The 20,574-nt window shown below is 41.4% G+C and carries 21 protein-coding genes, 1 pseudogene and 1 riboswitch; of the genes and pseudogenes, 13 read left to right on the forward strand and 9 right to left on the reverse strand.

Annotated elements, in window-relative coordinates; translation table 11 throughout:
• The first annotated feature begins 37 nt into the window (after nt 1-37).
• The 3 genes from putP (at nt 38) to N9I19_RS06015 (ending at nt 4,135) form a co-directional block, all read left to right on the forward strand.
• A complete protein-coding gene (gene putP, locus N9I19_RS06005; protein WP_284471892.1) occupies nt 38-1,507 on the forward strand; it encodes a sodium/proline symporter PutP in 1,470 nt (489 codons plus the stop codon).
• Nucleotides 1,508-1,673: 166 nt separating this feature from the next.
• The gene (locus tag N9I19_RS06010) at nt 1,674-2,951 is read left to right on the forward strand and encodes an ATP-binding protein (protein ID WP_317777257.1); all 1,278 of its coding nucleotides are present in this window, start codon (nt 1,674-1,676) and stop codon (nt 2,949-2,951) included.
• Nucleotides 2,952-2,998: 47 nt separating this feature from the next.
• Nucleotides 2,999-4,135, forward strand: a complete 1,137-nt coding sequence (locus N9I19_RS06015; RefSeq protein WP_061461466.1) for a DEAD/DEAH box helicase — start codon at nt 2,999-3,001, stop codon at nt 4,133-4,135.
• Between the two features lie 108 nt (nt 4,136-4,243).
• On the opposite strand, the gene N9I19_RS06020 is transcribed toward N9I19_RS06015, so the two are convergent.
• Nucleotides 4,244-5,137: a DMT family transporter gene (locus N9I19_RS06020; protein WP_317777258.1), complete on the reverse strand. Its 894-nt coding sequence runs from the start codon at nt 5,135-5,137 to the stop codon at nt 4,244-4,246.
• Between the two features lie 165 nt (nt 5,138-5,302).
• Here N9I19_RS06020 and megL point away from each other — a divergent pair, with 165 nt between their 5' ends.
• Nucleotides 5,303-6,478 carry a methionine gamma-lyase gene (gene megL / locus N9I19_RS06025; protein ID WP_089362603.1) on the forward strand — a complete coding sequence of 392 codons (1,176 nt, stop codon included), beginning with the start codon at nt 5,303-5,305 and terminating at the stop codon, nt 6,476-6,478.
• A 17-nt stretch (nt 6,479-6,495) separates the two neighbouring features.
• Here megL and N9I19_RS06030 read toward each other — a convergent pair whose 3' ends face one another.
• The gene (locus N9I19_RS06030) at nt 6,496-7,176 is read right to left on the reverse strand and encodes a tryptophan-rich sensory protein (protein WP_317777259.1); all 681 of its coding nucleotides are present in this window, start codon (nt 7,174-7,176) and stop codon (nt 6,496-6,498) included.
• 255 nt (nt 7,177-7,431) lie between these two features.
• Nucleotides 7,432-7,562, forward strand: a riboswitch (FMN riboswitch).
• Between the two features lie 146 nt (nt 7,563-7,708).
• Between N9I19_RS06030 and ribE the strand changes: the two genes are divergently transcribed.
• The 4 genes and pseudogenes from ribE (at nt 7,709) to N9I19_RS06050 (ending at nt 11,192) form a co-directional block, all read left to right on the forward strand.
• Nucleotides 7,709-8,347 (forward strand): riboflavin synthase, encoded by a 639-nt coding sequence (gene ribE / locus N9I19_RS06035; protein WP_061461474.1) that lies wholly within the window; start codon nt 7,709-7,711, stop codon nt 8,345-8,347.
• Nucleotides 8,348-8,365: 18 nt separating this feature from the next.
• A pseudogene (gene ribB / locus N9I19_RS06040) lies at nt 8,366-9,004 on the forward strand (3,4-dihydroxy-2-butanone-4-phosphate synthase); the annotation flags it as partial.
• A gap of 74 nt (nt 9,005-9,078) precedes the next feature.
• Entirely contained in the window at nt 9,079-9,549 is a 471-nt protein-coding gene (gene ribH / locus N9I19_RS06045) for a 6,7-dimethyl-8-ribityllumazine synthase (RefSeq protein ID WP_061461475.1), read from the forward strand.
• Between the two features lie 476 nt (nt 9,550-10,025).
• A complete protein-coding gene (locus N9I19_RS06050; RefSeq protein ID WP_125162350.1) occupies nt 10,026-11,192 on the forward strand; it encodes a DHH family phosphoesterase in 1,167 nt (388 codons plus the stop codon).
• A gap of 66 nt (nt 11,193-11,258) precedes the next feature.
• Here N9I19_RS06050 and N9I19_RS06055 read toward each other — a convergent pair whose 3' ends face one another.
• The 7 genes from N9I19_RS06055 to N9I19_RS06085 all read right to left on the reverse strand — a co-directional run bounded on the left by N9I19_RS06055 (nt 11,259) and on the right by N9I19_RS06085 (nt 16,827).
• The gene (locus N9I19_RS06055) at nt 11,259-12,125 is read right to left on the reverse strand and encodes a YihY/virulence factor BrkB family protein (RefSeq protein ID WP_061461479.1); all 867 of its coding nucleotides are present in this window, start codon (nt 12,123-12,125) and stop codon (nt 11,259-11,261) included.
• Between the two features lie 121 nt (nt 12,126-12,246).
• A complete protein-coding gene (locus tag N9I19_RS06060; RefSeq protein ID WP_317777260.1) occupies nt 12,247-12,690 on the reverse strand; it encodes a hypothetical protein in 444 nt (147 codons plus the stop codon).
• A gap of 117 nt (nt 12,691-12,807) precedes the next feature.
• The gene (locus tag N9I19_RS06065; RefSeq protein ID WP_125162353.1) at nt 12,808-14,034 is read right to left on the reverse strand and encodes a cation:proton antiporter; all 1,227 of its coding nucleotides are present in this window, start codon (nt 14,032-14,034) and stop codon (nt 12,808-12,810) included.
• 6 nt (nt 14,035-14,040) lie between these two features.
• Complete coding sequence (locus N9I19_RS06070; RefSeq protein ID WP_061461485.1) at nt 14,041-14,538, reverse strand: cation:proton antiporter regulatory subunit; 498 nt, start codon at nt 14,536-14,538, stop codon at nt 14,041-14,043.
• A 51-nt stretch (nt 14,539-14,589) separates the two neighbouring features.
• Nucleotides 14,590-15,153: a tyrosine-type recombinase/integrase gene (locus tag N9I19_RS06075; protein ID WP_061461487.1), complete on the reverse strand. Its 564-nt coding sequence runs from the start codon at nt 15,151-15,153 to the stop codon at nt 14,590-14,592.
• A 263-nt stretch (nt 15,154-15,416) separates the two neighbouring features.
• The gene (mreBH, locus tag N9I19_RS06080) at nt 15,417-16,424 is read right to left on the reverse strand and encodes a rod-share determining protein MreBH (protein WP_317777261.1); all 1,008 of its coding nucleotides are present in this window, start codon (nt 16,422-16,424) and stop codon (nt 15,417-15,419) included.
• A gap of 178 nt (nt 16,425-16,602) precedes the next feature.
• Nucleotides 16,603-16,827 carry a hypothetical protein gene (locus N9I19_RS06085; RefSeq protein ID WP_317777262.1) on the reverse strand — a complete coding sequence of 75 codons (225 nt, stop codon included), beginning with the start codon at nt 16,825-16,827 and terminating at the stop codon, nt 16,603-16,605.
• A gap of 134 nt (nt 16,828-16,961) precedes the next feature.
• On the opposite strand from N9I19_RS06085, the gene N9I19_RS06090 reads away from it, so the two are divergent.
• The 5 genes from N9I19_RS06090 (at nt 16,962) to N9I19_RS06110 (ending at nt 20,373) form a co-directional block, all read left to right on the forward strand.
• A complete protein-coding gene (locus N9I19_RS06090) occupies nt 16,962-18,059 on the forward strand; it encodes an AbrB family transcriptional regulator (RefSeq protein WP_317777263.1) in 1,098 nt (365 codons plus the stop codon).
• A 90-nt stretch (nt 18,060-18,149) separates the two neighbouring features.
• Nucleotides 18,150-18,275, forward strand: a complete 126-nt coding sequence (locus N9I19_RS06095) for a hypothetical protein (RefSeq protein ID WP_317777264.1) — start codon at nt 18,150-18,152, stop codon at nt 18,273-18,275.
• Between the two features lie 235 nt (nt 18,276-18,510).
• Nucleotides 18,511-19,302: a flagellar motor stator protein MotA gene (motA, locus tag N9I19_RS06100; protein WP_317777265.1), complete on the forward strand. Its 792-nt coding sequence runs from the start codon at nt 18,511-18,513 to the stop codon at nt 19,300-19,302.
• The gene (gene motB / locus N9I19_RS06105) at nt 19,295-20,047 is read left to right on the forward strand and encodes a flagellar motor protein MotB (protein WP_317777266.1); all 753 of its coding nucleotides are present in this window, start codon (nt 19,295-19,297) and stop codon (nt 20,045-20,047) included. The genes motA and motB overlap by 8 nt, the downstream gene beginning before the upstream one ends.
• Nucleotides 20,048-20,097: 50 nt before the next feature.
• Complete coding sequence (locus N9I19_RS06110; RefSeq protein ID WP_317777267.1) at nt 20,098-20,373, forward strand: late competence development ComFB family protein; 276 nt, start codon at nt 20,098-20,100, stop codon at nt 20,371-20,373.
• Nucleotides 20,374-20,574 lie beyond the last annotated feature (201 nt).

The following is a 20,574-nucleotide window of genomic DNA, read 5'->3' on the forward strand; positions in this document are numbered from 1 at the left end:
TTATCACAAAACCAATAAGAAATAGGAGGATTCATTTTTGGATTATGGAATTATAATATCAATTGGGATATACATGGTAGGTATGCTGTTAATTGGTTATTTCGCCTATCGGAAAACGGCCAACTTAACAGATTATATGCTTGGTGGACGGAACCTGGGCCCAGCTGTAACTGCACTGAGTGCAGGCGCATCCGACATGAGCGGCTGGCTATTGATGGGTCTGCCAGGTGCAATGTACATAAGCGGTTTAAGTGCTGGATGGATTGTCGTCGGCCTGTGTGCAGGATCTTATTTAAACTGGTTATTCGTGGCGCCTCGACTTCGGACATATACGGAAGTAGCGGACAATTCGATTACGATTCCCGACTTTCTGGGAAATCGCTTTAAAGATGAATCCCGGATTTTAAAAGTGGTATCAGCATCGGTCATTTTAATTTTCTTCACCTTTTACACATCTTCAGGGATGGTAGCAGGCGGGGAGCTTTTCCGCTCGGCTTTCAGTATGGATTACCGGTGGGGCATCTGGCTGACGGCGAGCGTCGTTATTCTTTATACATTATTTGGCGGATTTCTGGCAGTTAGCTGGACGGATTTCGTACAAGGCACGATTATGTTCATTGCCTTAATTCTAGTACCAGTTGTCACGATTGTAAATATTGGTGGCTGGGATCCTACCTTCAATGAAATAAAATCGATTAACCCGAATTTATTGCATGCTTTTGAAGGAACATCAACCATCAGCATCATATCACTTCTGGCTTGGGGACTTGGTTATTTCGGGCAGCCTCATATAATCGTTCGATTCATGGCGGTTTCATCTGTTAAAGATTTGAAAAGTGCACGAAGAATCGGTATGGGCTGGATGATTTTTGCTATCGTAGGAGCCATGTTCACCGGATTGGTAGGGATTGCTTATTTTAACCTGACAGGCAGTCCTTTAGGGGAAAGAAATGCAGAGTCTGTCTTCATCATTTTAGCTAAAGAACTGTTTCCATCTTTAATTACAGGTTTCTTGTTGGCGGCGATTTTAGCAGCGGTCATGAGTACGATTGCGTCTCAGCTGTTAGTTTCGGCAAGTGCTCTGACGGATGATTTCTATAAGCAGTTCATTCGGCCAAATGCATCGGATAAGGAATTAGTGCTGGTGGGACGGTTCGGCGTTTTGGCAATTGCTGCCATAGCCCTCGTTTTAGCTTTTAATCCCAGTGGTACGATTCTTAAACTGGTGGGTTACGCATGGGCTGGTTTTGGAGCGGCTTTCGGTCCGGTCATTTTGTTAAGCCTGTACTGGAAGCGAATGACGAAATGGGGAGCACTGGCGGGAATGATTATCGGTACCGCAACCGTGATCATCTGGGAAATGATCGATAAGTTCTCTGAAGTATACGAAATCATTCCCGGTTTCATTGCTGGTACAATAGCGGTGGTTGTCTTCAGCTTATTATCGGCCAAGCCTTCAAAAGATATAGAAGAGGAATTCAATCAGGCCATCAAAAACCTCTCTTGATCCTTTGAAACAGTCCAGTTAAATGGTGCTGGATTTTTTAGAGATATGAAACAATGAATGCAATATATATGATACAATATCCAAAGAGTCCTTATGTTGAAAACATGAGGGCTTTTTTTGAGTGATTTGGGAATAATAAACCAAAAAACAATACAAAGGATAAAACATGAACCAATCTCATAAAATTGCATGTAAAGTGGCTATTATATATATAATCATTGGGGTCTTATGGATTATCGTTACGGATTATATCTCTATGACACAGGCAAAGGAAGATGTTCAGATATATGCAATGTTTCAACATTCCAAAGGGTGGATTTTCATTTTCATAACCGGGCTTTTCTTATACTTCATAATTAGGTATTGGACAGGGAAAATGTTGAGGTCCCAACAGGAATTTAATCTGAAGGATGAACAGTATCAGTCGCTGTTCAACCATAACCCGGATTGTGTCCTTGAACTGAATCTCGAAGGTAATGTCGTTTCGATTAACCCGGAAGCTGAAAAGCTGTTAGGTAATAACAGTGACAATTTGAAAGGCAAGAATGCGAAGCATCTCATCAACTGGAATGAAAGGGAAAAGGTATCTGTTTTCTTTATACAGTCCCTTAAAGGCGAGGCGGTAAAATTCGAAACGACCATTCAGAATAAGAGTGGTGAAGAGCGGATAATCCGTGTAACCTTTTTACCGATCATCGTACAAGCGGAGTTGCTTGGAGTATATGCAATCGTTAGGGATATTACTGAATCACGGCGCGAAGAGGAATTGATGATCATGTCTGAAAAGCTATCCGTAATCGGACATCTGGCCGCGGCCGTGGCACATGAGATAAGGAATCCGCTGACATCGTTAAAAGGATTCGTACAGTTAATGGATATGACGAAGGAAGTCAATCCGCTGCATTCTGATATCATGTTAAAGGAAATTGATCGAATTAATATAATCTCGAGTGAACTGTTGGTTCTCGGAAAAAAACAGGATGTCGCTTTCCAAAGGGTTGATCTTGCCGACAGTTTACAACAGGTATTCACGTTAATGAAAGCAGAGACGAATTTGAATAATATCGAGATGGGGTTCAGGGTTAAAACCGCTGTACCGATTTATATTATGGCTGATACAATCGAACTTAAACAGTTGATAATCAATATTGTCAAGAACAGCATTGAAGCGATTGACGGAAATGGGAAAATTGATCTGTCGCTGCAAATCATCGATGATCAAGCTGTAGTCAGCGTGAGTGATAATGGTATAGGAATGGTACCCGAGCGCCTTGAACGGATTGGTGAACCTTTCTATTCGACAAAGGAAAAGGGCACAGGGATCGGGCTTGCGATTTGCCGGAAGATCGTTCATCGCCTTGATGGGGAAATGCATTTTGAAAGTGAGATAAACAAAGGAACGAGGGTTACAATTCGTATTCCGTTGGCTACTGGACAAGAATAAATGGTACTATGAAAGATAGGAAAAGTTTTATATTAAAGGAGAACGATATGAGCGAATTACCTGCATTAGTGAACGATAGAAAACCATATATACAAGAGGTCTGGAAAAAATCCGGGTTCGGACAACTTACCCCGATTCAAACGAAAGCGATTCCCGTGATTGTTGAGGGAAAAGACATCTTGGCTGAATCACCGACTGGAACCGGAAAAACTTTAGCTTATTTACTGCCATTGCTAGAAAAGATAGATCCTGAAAAAAAATCGCCCCAAGCTTTGATTTTAGCATCATCACGTGAACTGGTCATGCAAATCAATGAAGAAATTCGCATTTGGTCAGAGGGAAGCGGTATAAATGGTGCAGCATTCATCGGCGGTGCTAATGTAAAAAGGCAGTTGGACAAACTGAAGAAGCATCCACAGGTCATTGCTGGAACACCAGGACGGATTTACGAATTGATTGCCCAAAAAAAATTGAAGATGCATGAAGTTAAGACGATTGTACTTGATGAAGGTGACCAATTGATCACTCCAGAGCATATGGGAACGATCAATAATATTATCAAAACAACGCTAAAAGACCGGCAAATCATGGTATTTTCGGCAACCCTGCCAGAGGAAACGGAAAAAGCGGCCAGAGGATTCATGAATGAACCCGAAATGATCAAGGTCGATAAGCATGAAAAAATGGAATCGAAAGTGGACCATCTTTACTTTGTTGTAGAGAGACGGGAAAAATCCAAGATTCTTGAGAAAATCACAAGACTTAAAGATGTGAAGGCCCTTGCCTTCCTTAACGATATAGCAGAGCTGAGCGTCCTACATGAAAAGCTGAGTTATAAAGGTGTTGAAATGGGTGTGCTTCACGGGGAATCCAATAAAGTCGACCGGGAGAAGGCGCTGCGCAAGCTTCGTTCCGGAAAATCCCCGATGTTGATCGCAACGGATGTAGCGGCAAGAGGGCTAGATATAAAAGGCCTCACAGCAGTCGTTCATATTGATATGGCTGACAACATCGATCAATATATCCATAGATCAGGGAGAACAGGGCGTGCAGGTGCAGATGGCACTGTTATTTCAATCGTAACGGAAAGAGAAGAGCGAGAGTTGAAAAAAATGGCTCGTGAACTGGAGATTCCATTAACGAGAGTAACTTTCTATGGTGGAAACATCGTAGTCGATGAATGAGTTGGGGAAAAGGGATGGCCGTTGCGGCTGTCTCTTTTTTTTGCAGGAGTCAGATACAATCCGCAAACATGCCTGAACTCCTTCTCGTCTTGAAATTAAAGTGGATATTCATTTTGCAGAATCCACTCTACATGCCTTTTCCACTGTATGGTGGGATTCCCAGTTAACCAAAAATATGCCGATGAAAATGAGTGAACCTCCAACCGCAACGTACCAGTGAACAGGCTCATCCAGCAAGAGGTAGCCAGATAGGACACCAAAAAAGGGAGCTAGAAATAGAAAGGCGCTCGTTTTGGCTGAATCCCCCTTTTGTAATAGGAAATACCAAACAGAAAATTGAACGATGGATGCCATGATGGCCAGCCATAACAAAATAAGGATGGATGCCTGGGAAAACTTGAAAAAGGGCTGTTCAAAAAGAAATGATCCAATGAGCAGGAGAAAACCTCCGCACAGCATTTGATAGGCTGACATGACCCAAGTGTCGAAGGTATGTCCCCAAACTTTCATCAATAGGGTCGCAATGGACCACGAAATGGCTGACATTAATCCAAGAAGAGTACCGGTCTTCAAATCAAGATGTGCCCCCATTGTGATAAAAACGCCAATAAAACCGAGCAAAACTCCCGACCATTGTTGCAAGGTGTAAATCGTTCTAAGAAATAGCGTTCCAAAAATGACCACTAATAATGGGTTCATGAATGTCAAGATCGAAAGTTCCCCGGCTGAAATGGTCCTTAAACCTACAAAGATGCATCCCATTACACCAGCCGTCTGGAAAAAACCGATGATACTCAATTTTGACCAATCCTTGATCTTTTTTGGATGCGGGCGTTTGATGAGCTTGACGACAATGGCCATGATGAAACCTGCTAGGATGAACCGAATCGCTGCAAGTAACATTGGGGAAGTATACGCTAAGCCAATTTTTCCTATAGCGAATGAAGAACCCATTAACGCAGTCGTTAAAATGACCAGAAAACCAAAAATGAATTTGTTCATCTTGTGCCCTCCCGAAGTCTTCAACTATAAATACCAGATTGTGAAATTATATCACACATACTAAATTATGGGTTTTTACAACAGGGATATCTATGTATGAAAACGCTTCCTTTATGTGGATTTTTGACATATGATATCAATAGACATAGGTTAGGAGGAGATGTTATGACAGGAAAGTATAAACAGTTTGAAACGGCAGTCATACATGAAGGATATGACTCGAAGAAGCATTTAGGAAGCTTGGCAACACCATTATTCCAAACCTCAACATTCACTTTTGAAACGGCCGAGCAAGGGGAACGGCGTTTTGCCGGTATAGAAGATGGATATATTTATTCACGCCTTGGAAATCCGACGGTACAAGTGCTGGAAGAAAAGATTGCCGCTTTGGAAGGCGGGGAAGCTGGCCTTGCTTTCGGATCAGGTATGGCTGCAGTTTCTGCGGTGCTTTTTGCCTTAACTAAAACGGATGACCACATCCTGTGTTCACAGGGTTTATATGGTTGTACTTTTGGCCTTCTGCAGTTAATGAAAAATAAATACCGCATCACTCATGATTTTTGTGAAATGGATACAGAAGAAAAGGTAAGGAAAATGATTCGGCCGGAAACGACCTGCATTTATGTAGAAACCCCGATCAATCCGACGATGAAAATGATTGACTTACAGATGGTAGTGAGAGTAGCGAAGGAATATAATGTGACGATTGTAGTCGATAATACGTTTTCGACACCCTACTTACAGAGACCCCTTGAATATGGGTGTGATATCGTCCTTCATAGTGCTACGAAATATCTTTGCGGACATGGGGATGTCGTTGCGGGCCTTGTCGTTGGTAAGAAGGACTTTATTAATCAGGTAGCTGGGACTACACAGAAGGATATCGGTGGAATCATTTCACCATTCGATGCCTGGTTACTATTGCGGGGGTTAAAGACCTTGCCTGTCAGGATGGACCGTCACTCAGCCAATGCAATGAACATCTTTCATGAACTTGTGAAACATCCAAAGGTGAAAAAGGTATATTATCCAGGTGATGAAGCTTCACCGGATCATTATATAATGCAAAAACAGATGAAACACGGAGGCGGCCTTATCTCTTTCGAATTGCATGGTACAAAACAGGATGCACAGGAATTCCTCAATAAATTGAAACTTATCAAAATTGCCGTCAGTCTAGGGGATGCCGAGACATTGATCCAGCATCCCGCTACCATGACGCATTCTGCCGTTCCTGAAGAATCGCGGGAACAAATGGGCATCAGTGACCAACTGGTCCGTCTCTCAGTTGGCCTTGAAGCTTGGCAGGACATCTGGCACGATCTTCAGCAAGCTTTTTAGACCACCAGATTTCCCTATCAGTTCTTCCGATTTTTAATGAAGGTCGTGATCGACACGATAAAAAGGAGAGCAGCCAGAATATAAGAAATGTCTGTGATTACCTGGCAGGGCGCACCATTTCGGATCCGGATGCCAATGAACGTCCAAACGAATACGAGAGGATAGCACCAATCCCGGTTTTTACCAGAAAAGACAAAGGCCAGGATTGTTGCTGCAATCAGCAAAACGATCGTCCAAGCTACACTGGAAATCCCAAAACCGTCCCATTCGATATAGGTAAGGTAATAAGAAATGTCGGCGATGGCTGCAACACTCACCCAGCCGGTATAAACGGAAAACGGAAATAGGTCGAAAGGAGTATGCTCCACTTTTTTAATGCTTGTATAACTGACCAATAATATAGCCAAAAGAGCAATGATAATGAATACGGATAACAAAAATCGTTCGTAATGCCAAGCCAAAAGCCAAGCGCCATTTAGGACACAGCTTAAAGCGAACCAAGGGAAGGATGCCTTATTGGCAGGGCTGTTTTGATGTTTACTTAAAAACTGCCTGAATACCCAGATGGCGAGCAGAAAATAGATTAAACCCCATATGGAAAATACATAACCGGCAGGAGTGAAGAGGACATCCAGTTTATCGGAAATCTCTCCAGATGTTCGGCCGTTCAAAGGCAGGAAATTGGCTAAAAAATTCATCGTGACGACGAATAGAAAGAAAAGCAAATTGTTGATGGCAATAAGCTTGGGCTTCCTCCTTGTTTGAATTGTAATCCCTATAACCTATTCCACCAATTAGGCCCGGTTAACCTTTTGGAGCACATCGAAGTTACTTGGAGCGGAATTTCATTTTTCCATAAAGTGAGGGAGTTCCTGTAACAAATGAACCATTTAAGTTTAGAAATTTTACATCCTCACTTTAAGGTGATAAAATATTCAAAGATTCATATTATTTTAGTCCTTCGGGGTCGGGTGAAAATCCCAACCGGCGGTGATGAAGAAATTCTAAGCCCGCGAGCCTGATAAAGGCAGGATTTGGTGAGATTCCAAAGCCGACAGTAAAGTCTGGATGGGAGAAGGACGTGTGGAACCCAAGTGTATACGTACGCCTAATTTTTCAAAAAAGAAAATATTAGGCCTTTTAGGTATACAGTTTTTTTCACTCATTTCTCCTGTTAACTCCTTAGGTCATCCTAAGGGGTTTTTTATATTTTATAAAAGGGGGAAAAACATGTTTACGGGAATCATCGAGGATATCGGTACCGTCCATTCCTTGAAAAAAGGGAAAAGCAGTATGGAGTTGTCGATCCGTTCTGAAAAAATCCTTGAAGATGTTCATCTGGGGGATAGTATTTCAGTCAACGGGGTCTGCTTAACGGTAACGTCCTTCACGAAAAGTTTGTTTACGGTCGACGTAATGCCGGAAACGGTCAAAGCTTCCTCGATCCGGACGTTAAAATTGGGATCACCTGTGAATCTCGAACGAGCCATGAGTGCACAGGGAAGGTTTGGCGGTCATTTTGTTTCAGGTCATATCGACGGGACCGGAACAATCATAAAAAAAGAACGAAAAGAAAATGCCGTATATTATGTAATCCAATTGGAAGAAGGGCTCAGTGCCTTTTGCATTCCAAAAGGCTCTGTAGCCATTGATGGAACGAGCCTGACGATATTTGGAATTGAACGAAACCTTTTGACTGTATCTCTGATTCCATTGACTCATCAGGACACCGTATTGGGACAAAAAGCGGCTGGCGATATCGTTAACATTGAAAACGACATGATAGGGAAATATATTATACATCAAATGAAAAATGGCGATTCAAAACCAGGACTGAATTTAGAGTTTTTGGCAGAGCACGGATTCTAATAAAAGGGCGGTGTAATGATGTTCCATACAATTGAAGAAGCGATCGAGGATTTGAAAGCTGGCAAGGTAGTAATCGTATCCGATGATGAAGACCGTGAAAACGAAGGGGATTTCGTCTTGTTGGCCGAAAAGGCTACGCCGGAAGCGATCAATTTCATGGCGACTCATGGACGAGGTTTGATATGTACAACCATTACAGAAGAACTGGCAGGGAAATTGAACCTGCATCCTATGGTAGGAGAAAATACCGATCATCATGGTACTGCCTTTACGGTTAGTGTCGATCATAAAAGCACTTCCACAGGAATAAGTGCTTTTGAACGGTCCTTGACCATTCTTGAGCTTCTTAAAGAAGATTCGGTTGCTGAAGATTTTCAAAGGCCTGGTCACACTTTTCCGATAGTCGCTAAAGAAGGCGGCGTATTAAGGAGGGCAGGACATACGGAGGCTTCGGTGGATTTGGCAAAATTATGCGGTGCCGCTCCAGCTGGTGTCATATGTGAAATCATGAATGATGATGGATCGATGGCACGCGTATCCGATTTAGAAGTCATCGCTGGGAAATTTAACCTGAAGTTCATTACGATAGCCGATTTGATTCGGTATCTTGAACAAAGTGATACAATCGGGAAACAGGCACTTGAACTGAACATCCCGAATGCTTGAAGGATTTTTAGCGAAATTAATCTTTAAATGAAAAAAATGTTTTTTAAAATTAGGAGGAATTGGACATGGGGAAAGTTATTGAAGCACAATTAATAGGATCAGGATTGAAAGTCGGAATCGTGGTAGGAAGATTTAATGAGTTTATCACAAGCAAGCTTTTAGGAGGGGCATTGGATGGCCTTAAGCGTCATGGCGTTGATGAAAATGATGTTGACATCGCGTGGGTGCCGGGTGCTTTCGAACTTCCGTTAATTGCGAAGAAACTTGTGAATACGGGTAAATACGATGCGGTTATCGGACTTGGAACGGTAATCAGGGGTGCCACTTCACATTATGATTATGTCTGCAATGAAGCAGCTAAAGGCATGGCTTCCGTTTCTTTGGACACAGGTGTACCGGTTATCTTCGGTTTGTTGACAACTGAGAACATTGAACAAGCCATTGAACGTGCCGGAACAAAATCAGGTAACAAAGGCTATGAAGCTGCCGTTAGTGCCATTGAAATGGCCAACCTTGGAAAATTGATAGAACAGTGATTTCACATCAGGAAAGCCGCAGGGAATAACATTCCCTGCGGCTTTTTGATGTGCCGGATTTTAAGGTCAATGAAGCATTTGTGACTTCCTATTTTTCCCCTGTTGTATGGACAATCTTGAAAATGGATATGGCCACTTATTGGGAGGGACCTAGAAAGATGGATAGGGTAAGACTTTAAGTAGTCACTAACGGGGAGATGTCTGAATCATTAAAGGTTAACTGTGCTGCCCTGTCAGTTTTAAAGGAAGACATGGAAATACAATTTCAAAGTAATGTGTTTTCATTATATTTGGGTATAATTTCTATGAAATAATGAATCATTAGTGGTTTTTCGAAAAAAAAACCGAACAAAAGCATCGCGTAATGAAAGCATGATAAAATATGCGGATATGATTATGCTACAATTGTAAAGATTGCAATTGAAATTCCTGTCTTTAGGGAAAAGTAAAATTATTAGTTATTAGGAGGGGTTTGTGTGTACCATCTCTTTACACATAATGATTTAGATGGAGTCGGCTGCGGCATTGTCGCTAAGCTGGCATTCGGAGAAGAAGTAGTGGTTAGTTATAATTCAATCGGTCGCCTTAATCAAAATGTAGGAGCATTTCTTGAGCAGGCAAAGATTGAGGATACATTGATTGTTACTGATCTATCGGTTGATGAAGATAACGAAAAAATGATTACGCAGTTTGTGGAAGACGGAGGCAAAGCGCTTCTGATCGATCATCATAAGTCAGCACTGCATTTGAACGAGCATGATTGGGCATCTGTAACTGTCGAACAGGAAGACGGTAAACAGACGGCAGCAACTTCATTATTCTATCAGTATGCAGTTGAAAATAAATTGCTGGAACCTTCAAATATTGTCGCTGAATTCGTTGAATTGGTCCGTCAATACGATACTTGGGAATGGGAAGTAAATAAAAATTCAACGGCAAAACGGTTGAATGACCTGTTTTTCATGATTCCGATAGAGGAATTCGAAATGAAAATCGCAAATAAGCTTTCTACTGCTGAAAGTTTCACTTTTGACGAAGTGGAGCAAACGCTTCTAAATGTAGAAGAAAGTCGAGTAGATCGGTACATAAACAGGAAAAAAAGAGAAGTTTATCAAGCTACGGTCGGTCCACATACAGCTGGTGTGGTCCACGCAGAGTCATATCACTCAGAACTTGGAAACGAACTGTCGAAAGAATTCTCACATTTGGATTATATCGCAATCCTGATGGTCGGAAGTAAAAGAATCAGCTTCCGGACAATCCACGATGACATAGATGTTTCTGAAGTTGCTGGCAAGTACGATGGGGGTGGCCATCAAAAAGCCGCCGGTTGTACCATGTCCGAAAAGGCATATAGTCAATATGTCGAAAAGACCTTCTTTGCCGAGCCTCTTAAACGCGATGCACATAAAAATCAATTGAATGTAAAAGAATCCCCAGAGGGATGCCTATATTCAACAAGAGAAAAACAGGACATATTCATCTATGAAGATGAAGAAGAGGAATGGATTGTTGAAATCAACGGAAAACAACAGAAAAAAACATTCGATACATTTGGGGAAGCGGAAAAATACATGAAGCGGAAATATGCGGCATGGCTGGCCCATGATGAGAGATATGAAGAGTTTGTCAATAAAGGGTGAATAGGAAAAGCGGCTGTCCGAATGGGATAGCCGCTTTCTTAGTTTCTTCCATCGAAATTCATGATTTTATCTTTTAAGCGGGACAGGATGTACGATCGTACGTGACTGTTTTTTTGGAATGGAATTTTGGCGATGAAGGATTGCATTTATTTCTCCGCCAATCACAAAGATCAGACCACTCAAATACAGCCATAGCATCAAGATGATGACGCCTCCTAAACTGCCGTATGTGGAAGAATAGTTGGCAAAGTTACTGACATAGAATGAAAATCCAAGTGATATTCCCAGCCAAAGTACAGTTGCGGTCACTGCCCCGGGGATGACATGTTTAATGGGAAAACTTTTATTAGGTGCAAAGCGATATAGAAAAGTCAGGACGAGTGAGATGACTGCAACCGCGATAATCCACCGTAATAAGCTGAATAAAATTTGCATTTCTTCAGGAATCGGAATGACTTGCTGTAATATATCGATGATGACTTTTCCGAAGACTGGGAGACCCAACATGACGATGAATGCTACAACCAAGCCTAATGTCAACATAATGGAGATGAAGCGGGCTTTAAGGAAATTCCTTGTTTCTTCAACATCATAAGCGATATTCATGGAATGGATGAATGCATTCATTCCGTTGGAAGCAGACCATATGGTGCCAAGGAAACCAAAAGTCAGTAATCCGCCGTTCCGTTCAGATAATATGTTGATGATATTTTTCTCGATGACTTCCATCGTTTCCGTAGGCATGAAGGTTTTTATCGTGTCCAGGGCTGTCTGAATATCAATATTCAGGTAAGGTAATATGGACAGCAGTAAAATGAGTAAAGGGAATAGTGCGAGTAAATAGTAATAAGCTTGTTCAGCGGCCAGCCCCGTTACACGATCTTCCTTTATTTCTTTAATCAGTTCCTTTGAAAATTTAATCGACTTATTCATTCGCATCACTCCTGAATAGTTACTTAGGTTATCTGCTTCTTTTCCCTCTGTTCATGTAAGTTAATCCTCAAAAATTAAAAGAAATTGAAATGGGCTTCCAAAGAAGAAGTCCCTTTCATGTTTAATCCGCCCGCTTGTAGAAGCTTGTAACAATGATATAACCTGCAATTACTCCAGTGATCGTATTTAATGTGGTGGATCCATTTACGCCGAAATAACCAAAAACCAGCTTAGAGAGGGGCAAATCAATTTTAACTGCTTCAGAGAAATACAAAATCGGAATGATGGCGAAGTAAAGGAATGGCAAGCCAAGGATGACTATTCTTAGCCAATTCACTTTCAAATGCCCTTTTTTTGAAAAAATTTGCAGAATTCGGGGAATGGCGAGTACCATGCCCAGGAAAATCGGGAATGAAGATTCGAACAACAAGTACCCCTTAATCTCATATGTTTCGCGGCTAAGCTTAAATAGGTGCTGTTGGTACTTTAATCCTATGAATAATACGCCCGATAATACTACTAGAAATATTAAATATCTAATGGCTCTTTTCGAAGAAAGATTCATGATTTTTGCCCCCTTTATAACAAGTATAATAACAACTAGTAAATTATGGAAGTTATTTCGAGTGTGTTATTATAGGTAAACAGAAAAAAAGCCAGACAGCTTGACTGGCTTTTTTATCTATTGCACTTCTTTTCCCTGTTCCTTTGGAACCTTAGGAGGGGTCCATTTGAAGACTTTATTTAGGATATTATAGATGTGTTTGGATTCTTTTGTAAGGATCGGCCCAAGAATCGCTAAGGTCAAAACATAAAGTGCCGCGAACGGGGTTAGTATAGGCATTAAACCGCCGGCAATGCCTAGGTTTGCCAAAATTATGGAGAATTCGCCACGTGAAACGATCGTTAAACCGATGTTTGCGGAAGCTCTGTGAGATAAACCGGATTTGCGTCCGGCAATCATACCAGCAACAAAGTTACCGATTATAGTGATGATGACAGCTCCAAGAACCATCCAGACAGCTCCACCAAGCGTCGTCGGATCGATACTCAATCCAAAGCTAAAGAAGAATATGGCACCGAAGAAGTCTCTAAAGGGAATGACAAGTTTCTCAATCCTGTCGCTGTGTTCCGTCTCAGAAAAGACTAGGCCGAGCAGTAATGCACCAATGGCTTCCGCAACATGAATCGTTTCCGAGAAACCTGCAATGAAGAATAGTAAAGCGAACACGACGATGATAAAAATCTCATCAGAGGTTATATTGAATAATTTGTTAAGGATCCCAGATGCTTTCCGGGCGATAACAAAAAATACAAGCATATACCCAATCGCGATAAAAGTAGAAAGTAACGTTCCCCAAATGGAACCAGAGGAGCTTAATACCAATCCGGATACGACTGATAAATAAACAGCGAGGAAGATATCTTCAAACATGATGATGCCAAGGATAAGCTCCGTTTCATTGTTCCCGGTCCTTTTAAGGTCCACAAGCACCTTTGCCACAATGGCGCTGGATGAAAAGCTGATTATCCCCGTTAATATTAGTACTTCTTTTAAAGGAAGACCGAGAAGGAAACCATATACAAAGGCTAATCCGGCGTTGATTACAATGTAATACGTTCCGCCTGTCACGATATTTTTCCCGGACTTCATAAGCTTTTTAACGGAAAATTCCAGACCTAAGTAAAAAAGAAGGAATAAGATACCGACACGTCCGAGGAACGCTATGATTTCATCACTTTCAATGAAACGTAGGTCAATTAATCCGAATTGTGGGGCATGAGGGCCAACGAGCATCCCGATGATAATTAATAGTGGAACATTTGAGATTTTAAATTTACCTGCAACGAGAGCAGCCAATGCTACTAGAAGTAGGGCAGTTCCCACTTCAAAGACTAAATGGTCCATATGAGCTTAGTCACTCCTTTCGTCGGTCAATAATTCTCTTGTCAGGTTACGGATATCTTTTCTTTCCCCGGATATCACAAGGGTATCGCCTGTTTCGATGATAGAGTCGGGACCAGGATTATTCAGTTGTTTTTTTCCTTTTTTCGAATGGGCAATGACGGTTACGTTATAATTGCTCCTGATATCTATCGAACCGATCGTTTGATTGATGGCCTTGGAACCAGGTTCCACTTTGAACCATTCAATCACTAAGTCTCCCAATGACATTTCAATCGTTTCAAGTGCTTGTGGTTTATAAACCATTCCGCCTATGATGGAAGCCATTTGCCGTGATTCTTGATCGTTAAGGGTGATGCTCGATATGACGTCTTCATGTTCACTATCAAAATGGTACAATTCCCGACGGCCGTCATCGTGAATAACGATTACTAACTTTTCATCATTCCTTGTTATGATTTCAAATTTTTGACCAATACCAGGAAGTTCACTTTCTCTAATTCTCACTGGAATTCCTCCTTAAAATGTTGGTTAGAGTTTACAGAAGATAGCAGAATGTTATAAGTTAACGTCAATATTCGTCTTGAATTTCTTCTCCTTGGATATGCCGATGTATTTTAATGTCTCCGATGGACTTGAATGATGGTAATGCTTTTGTATCAAGGCTAGTGAAACTCCTTGTTTATAGGCATGGTAGCCAAAAGTTTTACGCATCGAACTTGCTCCGAATTTACCCGTCAGACCTGCACCTTCCACAGCATCATGGATAATCCGGTGCGCCTGTTGACGTGTAATCGGCTTTTTCGTCTTAGGGGAAAGAAATAAAAACTGACCTTCGATAACCTTCGAACCTTTAAGGTATTCTTGTAAGGCAGTTCGGACTTTCAGGTTCAAATAAATTTGGTTGACCTCGTCATTTTCCATCCGTTGCTCATAGAACTCCTTGATTTTTCCAGTTTCATCAAGAACGTTGGCGGCGGTGATTTCGAGCATTTCATTTATCTTCATACCTGTATTGATGCCAAGTACGAACAATAAATAATCCCGACTGGAATGAGCTCGTAAGTATGTTTTAATTTTGCTGATCTGATTGATATCCTTAAAGGCTTCTACATATTCCATAAGATCTTCTCCTTTCACCAATGTAACATAATTATATTGTATCACAACTTATGTTACATTGCATGAGTTTAGTCCTGGAGAAATAATCTTTCCCAAAAAGCAACGCATACTGTCGAACTAAAAACCATTTTCCTTATTCTCTACCCAAACGAGGTAAAATATATCAGGGAGTTATTTAACTAAAATGTGGAGATTATCATCATGGGAACATCAGGCTTTGTAGATAAAAAAAAGAAACCCCAAGTTGGGATTCCTTCATCATTTTAATATACGGCTTTTTGTAATTTGTGAATGACCTCAAGTGAAAGCCCTGTTCCGATGGCAACTGATTCAAGCGGATTATCTGCAAGTTGGACTGGGACGACAATTTCATTCGTCAGCCATTCTTGTATCCCGTTGAGAAGTGCACCCCCGCCGGATAAAATGACACCTTGATCGACGATATCCCCGCTTAATTCAGGAGGACAGTCTTCCAAAGTGGCCCTGATTGCTTCCAATATATGAAGAAGCGATTCTTGGATGGCTTCCTGGATGTCAGTGGATGATATTGTAATCGGCTTTGGAAGACCCGTTACAAGATCGCGGCCCCTAACTTCCATGGTGATCACAGGATGTTCAACGAGTGCGTAGCCAATTTCTTTTTTTATTTCCTCGGCTGTTCTTTCCCCGATCAGCACATTATGTTTTTTTCTAACATATTGGCTGATATCTTCATCCAATTGATCTCCACCAATTCTAATTGAATTACAAGAAACGACGCCGCCATAAGATATGATTGCGACCTCAGTCGTGCCGCCGCCGATATCAACGATGACATTGGCAATGGGCTCTTCGACAGGCAGGCCTGCGCCGATTGCTGCCGCTACTGGTTCCTCGATAAGGTGGACCTGTTTGGCTCCGCAGCTTTTGACAGCATCCTGAATGGCCCTTCTCTCAACTGATGTGGAACCTGATGGTGTACAGACCACTACACTAGGCTTTCGAATCGATAAGCCTAATGCCTTACTTGCTTTTTTCATGATTTCCCGAAGCATTTGCGCGGTTACATTAAAATCCGCAATGACACCGTCCTTAAGTGGACGGATCGCAACGATATTTCCAGGTGTTTTCCCGATCATGTTTTTAGCATCCACACCGACTGCCAATACTTTATTAGTCTCTATATCAATGGCCACCACCGATGGCTCATTAAATACGATTCCTTTATTTTTACTGTAAACTAGCGTATTTGCAGTTCCTAAGTCAATGCCTATTTCTGTATTTGATAACATCTAGTCACCCCTCCATAAGAGTTTGACCCCTATATATTCATTCTACCTTTTGTAGCGAGTTTGTGGGGGTGGGAAATCTAGTAAATAGTGGAAATGCCGAACTGTTCCTTTTCATAGAGCGAAAACATGATGAAATATAAAAATGCGCTGGCGATGGAGAGCGGGGCCAACATTCTGCCTATTGCAGCTGCTGCAAAATATTTCCCCTCATATGTGTAAGGGCAAGCTTGGATACAAATGCTTGCCGTTGACTACCAAATCGATCTGCACAATAGCCGCCAAATAAATTGGCCACGACGGCAAAAAAATGTGAAAGGATCAGCGGTAATCCAAGAAAAGGAAAATGAAACCCAGGATGACCGGCAAGGTAGATTTTTAAATTATTTCCAATCTCGTAAGTCATAAGTAATTCTCGCTTCCTCGTATTTTCCCCATCATACCCCTCGCTTCAGTTGAAAGGGTGCAAGACAGCTTTGAACCAGCTTATTTTATGTTAAGATATAGATGAAAATCCGCTTAGATAAAGAAGGTAATTTTGTGAGTGCAAATTTAATCGAGAGTAAGAGTTTTAGAGTCATCTTTACATCTTTTCTAGCTTTCCTGGGTGGATATGCGTTTGATTGCCTTGGGATATACTTACCATGGATGCTAGGACCATTATTCGTGGTGATGATTGCGAAAGTAAAGTTAGGGAAGTACATGTTTTGGTCTAAAACCTTTAGAAGCACAGGATTGGTCATTCTTGGTTTGCAACTGGGCAGTTCATTCACGAAACAATCGTTAAATGAGATGCTTGAATATTTGCCGGTTATGCTTTTTACGACAATCGCAATCATTTTGTTTACAGTTTTGACTGGCTGGTTTATAGGGAAGCGAATGGACTTATCATTGAGTACTTCCATGCTTGGCAGTTTTCCGGGAGGTCTATCCCAGATGGTGGTCTTAAGTGAGGAAATGAAGGATAGTGATGAAACGGTTGTAGGTTTCATGCAAACACTTAGGGTCATCCTTGTGATATCCATTGTTCCTTGGCTTGTGACCCATGTAATGTCAGTTGAATCAGGTGCGGTATTGGCCAAATCGGAGCGGCCGTTTTTCTTATTTGAATATGATGGAAAGTTAGCAATCATGATGTTGGCAACCTTGCTATTATTCATCTACATCACAAAGAAGGCGAATTTCCCGCTGCCTTTTTTACTAGGACCTCTCATGGCCGCAGCCTTATTTAATTTAGTAGGTCCAGGTGCCCCGCAAATTCCTGACTTTTGGTTGAACTGTTCACAATTGTTGATTGGCGCACATTTAGGCTACACACTGAAGGTTGATAATCCCCGACTTTTCAGAAAGATGTTCGGGGCCGTATTCCTCAGTAATGTCCTGTTAATTGGATTTTGCTATTATCTTTCCATTCAATTTGCTCCGATCCTATCCTTGCAGGCGAATGAATTATTTTTGAGCATGGCGCCAGGCGGCGTGGCCGAAATGGCAGTCACAGCCATGTCTGTACATGTGGATTTATCCGTTGTCACAAGCTTTCATTTATTCAGGATCTTATTCATTTTATTTTTTCTATCACCCATCATAAAATGGTTGGATGGAAGAATCCATGGGAAGCAGAAACAGGGACAAAGCTGACAGGCTTTGTCCCTGTTTTCAATATGGAAATACTATGTCGAAAACTTTTAGCATGTTGCCCATAAAAGGGTAGCACTCACGAGTAAAAGCATGAAATTCACGAGTAAAGCGGCGAAACTCACGAGTAAAGCGGCGAAACTCACGAGTAAAGCGGCGAAATTCACGAGTAAAAGCATAAAACTCACGAGTAAAGCACCGAAACTTAAGAGTAAATGAACAATTTTCAGGCGCAAAGCGAAACTCACGAACGAAACGCCCTGAAATTCCATTTTCGACGGAATTTTTACCTGGGCTATTGAAATATGCTGTTGAATTTGACCTTACAAGTAGTGGAAAAGGTGGGATTTGTGGTAATTTAATTAAATTTAAAATTAGTAAAATAATCCTCACTTTTTTTTAACTTCATCCGATATAAGGAGGAGACGAGACTTTAAATGAATGGGTGAGTAATATGGATATAACATCAGTTTTGGGCGTAGTTCTGGGTATTGTGGCCATCTTAGTCGGAATGGTGTTGAAAGGCGTTAGTGTTACAGCGTTGATTAACCCTGCAGCTATTATGATCATTATTGTAGGGACGATAGCTGCTGTCGTAACGGCTTTCCCTTTGTCAGAATTAAAAAGACTACCAAAAATATTCAAGATTTTATTCTTTGAACAAAAATTGACAAAGCCTGAAGAATTAATAAAAACTTTTTCGGAATGGGCGGTCATTGCCAGGAAAGAAGGCTTATTGGCATTGGAAAGCATTTCGGATCAAGTGGATAATACTTTTTTGAAAAATGGCTTGAATCTTGCAGTCGAAGGTCAGAGTGCCGATTATATTCGTGATATTTTAGCAGAGGAAATAGATGCGATGGAAGAACGTCATCTGAGTGCGGCAGCGATTTTCAGTCAAGCCGGAACATACGCACCGACACTTGGTGTATTGGGTGCAGTAATCGGGCTGATTGCTGCATTGGGTAATATGGCTGACACGGAGGCATTGGGACATGCGATATCTGCCGCTTTCGTTGCAACCTTGATGGGGATTTACACGGGGTATGTGTTATGGCATCCATTTGCCAATAAGCTCAAACGGAAATCCAAGCAGGAAGTCCGGATCAAAGAAATGATGATAGAAGGGATTTTGTCGATCATCGAAGGGGAAGCGCCAAGGACGATTGAACAGAAATTAACATCATATTTGCCTGCTGGAGATCGTAAAAAGTGGTTAGAAGGCGATGTGAGAGAAGATGGCTAGGCGAAAAAAAAAACAAAGGCATGAAGAGCATATCGATGAATCATGGTTGGTTCCTTATGCCGATATCTTAACATTGCTTCTTGCGCTTTTTATCGTCTTATTCGCTTCAAGTTCGGTTGATGCAGTAAGGTTCCAGCAGTTGTCCAATGTATTTAACCAGGTCTTTACGAGCGGGACGGGTTTTATGGAATTCCCAAGTGATTCCCCCAGCAATGAGCCTACATCACCAGAGCAAAGATCAGGGGCAGAAGATCTTAAGAAGTTAGGGAAAAACGAACAAGAAAAACTTAGGGAAGTTCAGAAACGTGTAAATGCCTATATAAAGAAGAATGATTTAACGGATAAATTGGGAACGAACCTTACGGATGAAGGCATGTTGATTTCAATTAGGGAAAACGTGCTGTTTGAATCGGGTGTGGCTGAAGTGAAAAGTGAAAACCGAAAAATCGCTAAGGAAATCTCGGATTTACTGGTCATGGACTTACCCAGAAACATTATCGTAAGCGGACATACCGATGATGTTCCAATTAAAAATTCCCGGTATGAATCCAACTGGGATCTGAGCGTGATGCGATCCGTGAATTTCATGAAACTTCTCCTCGAAAATAAAGAGTTGGATCCCGAAATGTTCAGTGCCAAGGGACATGGGGAATTCAAGCCGGTTGCTTCTAATGCAACGAAAATAGGAAGAGCGAAAAACCGGAGAGTTGAAATCCTGATTGTTCCAAGGGACAGCAATAAATGAGTGAAAACCTGCCATGATATGGACGGGTTTTTCTTCTTGAAGGAGAATGTATGGAAAGACAATATACAAACGTGATGGAAGAGATCGTTGTGACATGGGTCAAGGTTTTAATATCAGGTATGGAATACCAAACATTTTGTTCGTGCAGCAAATGTAAAAATGACATCATCACATTATCACTGAATAACCTGCCTAATTACTATGTAACCACGGAAGAACGGCGGAAAAGGATATTTGAAAATTTGAATACAGAAGAGAACAGGAAGTGGATCAACAAAAGAATCATCAATGCCATACACGTTGTTGGCCAGTATCCCAAACATTGATCAGGCTTGGAAAAAGAAAAGAGGTCAGGGACCCCTTATCTTTCAGATTTTAAAGCCGAGGTGTAGCAACCTCCGAAAGAAGGTCGGAAATTTTAGCGGGATCTCACTCAAATGAACGGAAATGATTTTTGGTAGTGACATCTTTAAATTGTGTTTTATTCATGCTGCAAGAGGGAACATAATTAAAGTACAAAGTAAGTT

Source organism: Peribacillus sp. CSMR9, from assembly GCF_033141925.1.
In the GTDB taxonomy this organism is placed as follows: Bacteria; Bacillota; Bacilli; order Bacillales; family DSM-1321; genus Peribacillus; species Peribacillus simplex_A.

Bases quoted from the DNA above. Each gene is read 5' to 3' on its own strand.
- N9I19_RS06010 (WP_317777257.1), top strand. From the start codon at position 1,674: ATGAACCAATCTCATAAAATTGCATGTAAAGTGGCTATTATATATATA.
- N9I19_RS06060 (WP_317777260.1), bottom strand. From the start codon at position 12,690: ATGAATCTTTCTTCGAAAAGAGCCATTAGATATTTAATATTTCTAGTA.
- N9I19_RS06015 (WP_061461466.1), top strand. From the start codon at position 2,999: ATGAGCGAATTACCTGCATTAGTGAACGATAGAAAACCATATATACAA.
- ribH (WP_061461475.1), top strand. From the start codon at position 9,079: ATGGGGAAAGTTATTGAAGCACAATTAATAGGATCAGGATTGAAAGTC.
- ribE (WP_061461474.1), top strand. From the start codon at position 7,709: ATGTTTACGGGAATCATCGAGGATATCGGTACCGTCCATTCCTTGAAA.
- N9I19_RS06110 (WP_317777267.1), top strand. From the start codon at position 20,098: ATGGAAAGACAATATACAAACGTGATGGAAGAGATCGTTGTGACATGG.
- N9I19_RS06085 (WP_317777262.1), bottom strand. From the start codon at position 16,827: ATGACTTACGAGATTGGAAATAATTTAAAAATCTACCTTGCCGGTCAT.
- motB (WP_317777266.1), top strand. From the start codon at position 19,295: ATGGCTAGGCGAAAAAAAAAACAAAGGCATGAAGAGCATATCGATGAA.
- N9I19_RS06095 (WP_317777264.1), top strand. From the start codon at position 18,150: ATGAAATTCACGAGTAAAGCGGCGAAACTCACGAGTAAAGCGGCGAAA.
- N9I19_RS06075 (WP_061461487.1), bottom strand. From the start codon at position 15,153: ATGGAATATGTAGAAGCCTTTAAGGATATCAATCAGATCAGCAAAATT.
- motA (WP_317777265.1), top strand. From the start codon at position 18,511: ATGGATATAACATCAGTTTTGGGCGTAGTTCTGGGTATTGTGGCCATC.
- N9I19_RS06065 (WP_125162353.1), bottom strand. From the start codon at position 14,034: ATGGACCATTTAGTCTTTGAAGTGGGAACTGCCCTACTTCTAGTAGCA.
- N9I19_RS06020 (WP_317777258.1), bottom strand. From the start codon at position 5,137: ATGAACAAATTCATTTTTGGTTTTCTGGTCATTTTAACGACTGCGTTA.
- mreBH (WP_317777261.1), bottom strand. From the start codon at position 16,424: ATGTTATCAAATACAGAAATAGGCATTGACTTAGGAACTGCAAATACG.
- megL (WP_089362603.1), top strand. From the start codon at position 5,303: ATGACAGGAAAGTATAAACAGTTTGAAACGGCAGTCATACATGAAGGA.
- N9I19_RS06055 (WP_061461479.1), bottom strand. From the start codon at position 12,125: ATGAATAAGTCGATTAAATTTTCAAAGGAACTGATTAAAGAAATAAAG.
- N9I19_RS06030 (WP_317777259.1), bottom strand. From the start codon at position 7,176: ATGAATTTTTTAGCCAATTTCCTGCCTTTGAACGGCCGAACATCTGGA.